This window comes from Streptococcus sp. DD11 (assembly GCF_001578865.1).
Lineage (GTDB): Bacteria > Bacillota > Bacilli > Lactobacillales > Streptococcaceae > Streptococcus > Streptococcus panodentis.
Window position 1 is genome coordinate 54,328 of the sequence record NZ_KQ969397.1, and the last position, 1,592, is coordinate 55,919.

At 46.8% G+C, this 1,592-nt stretch carries 2 protein-coding genes; one reads left to right on the forward strand and one right to left on the reverse strand.

Features of this window, described 5'->3' with window-relative positions; genetic code table 11:
- Nucleotides 1–154: 154 nt before the first annotated feature.
- The gene (gene pyrF, locus STRDD11_RS11295; protein ID WP_128837386.1) at nucleotides 155–847 is read right to left on the reverse strand and encodes an orotidine-5'-phosphate decarboxylase; all 693 of its coding nucleotides are present in this window, start codon (nucleotides 845–847) and stop codon (nucleotides 155–157) included.
- Nucleotides 848–1,357: 510 nt separating this feature from the next.
- On the opposite strand from pyrF, the gene STRDD11_RS11300 reads away from it, so the two are divergent.
- On the forward strand, nucleotides 1,358–1,592 hold a 235-nt coding region (locus tag STRDD11_RS11300; RefSeq protein ID WP_164828480.1), incomplete at its 3' end, for a LysR family transcriptional regulator.

A 1,592-nucleotide genomic window follows, 5' to 3' on the forward strand; every position in this document is an offset into this window, starting at 1 on the left:
CAGCATTTTCTCATAAAACAGAGTCCTTCGGCGGTTGAATAAAAGCAGAGCTTATACTCAAAGAAAATCTAGCTTTGACAGGCAAAGAATGCAGGCCGAATTAGCACTCAGCAAAGAGCTTTAACACAGTCAAAAGCAGATTTTCTAGGAGGAATTAGCTGTTCCACTGCTTCTTAATCTCGTGGTAAGCATCCCATGGATTTGCAGCTTGGATAATCGGCCGTCCGACTACGATGTAGTCACTCCCGATTTGATGAGCTTCCTGCGGTGTCATGACCCGCTTTTGGTCGCCGATGGCAGAGCCTGCCGGTCGAATCCCCGGTGTCACACAGAGGAAGTCAGCTGCTGTCGCAGCCTTGATCAGCTCTACTTCCTGAGCCGAGCAGACCACGCCATCCAAACCGGCTTCTTTGGCTTTGCGGGCATAATTCACCACCGACTCCTGAACCGTCGTCTGGATATTCTGGCAGTCGCGCATGTCTTCCTCGCTAGTCGATGTCAGCTGAGTGACTGCCACCAGCTTCGCCTGATTCCCCAGTACCTTCTTGGCCTCGCTCATCATCTCCACACCGCCTGCCGCATGGACTGTCACCATATCAATACCGAAAGTGCCCAAGACAGACATCGCTGAGCGCACGGTATTGGGAATATCATGCAGCTTCAGATCCAGAAAAATACTGTGGCCAAGCCCTTTCAGATAATGCACGATTTCCGGACCAATGGCATAGAAGAATTCCATGCCGATTTTGACATAGAGTTTTTCATCTTCTGGAAAATGCTCCAAAAAATCTTTGACATCATCAAAAGAAGGGAAGTCAAGGGCGATAATCGGACGTTCTTCACGCATGAGGGGATAATCTCCTTATTTATTATTCGCTTTAAATACTAGTCTAGCACGGCTGTTTTGGATAAAATAGAAAAACCCTGCTCGAGGCAAGGTTACACGAAAGCATGGCAAAAACTGCCATTGAGCACGTATAGACCTTAGCAGCCTCTCTGGACTTCTTTAAAGGTTTCATCTACTCCATTCTATAATTTACCGGCATGATTGTCAAGAGAAAAATTAAGTTTGAAGGTCATTTTCTGACCCTCGTGACTTTTCAAAGTAAGTTCCGATTTGCTCTCTGAGCTGGAACTTAGTCCGATGCGCATTCCCGCTGGATTTATGCATTTTTAGCAGACTAACTTCCGCTAACGGCGGCGGTGGAACTTACTTTAACAATTTAGCATTTTCTAACCCTTATCTCCAATGTTGTCATTTCCAGTCCACCGCACCACCCTGATTGCAGAAAAAGATTTCTCGTCCTTCAGCTTCATTTCATATGTCAAACCTTAAAGAATATGATAAAATAGACCTATGAGAATTCAACAGTTACACTATATTATCAAAATCGTCGAAACCGGCAGCATGAACGAAGCTGCCAAGCAGCTCTTCATCACCCAGCCCAGCCTGTCCAACGCGGTGCGGGATCTGGAAAACGAGATGGGCATTGAGATTTTTATCCGCAATCCCAAGGGCATTACCCTGACCAAGGACGGCATGGAGTTTCTGTCCTATGCCCGTCAGGTGGTCGAGCAGACCCAGCTCTTGG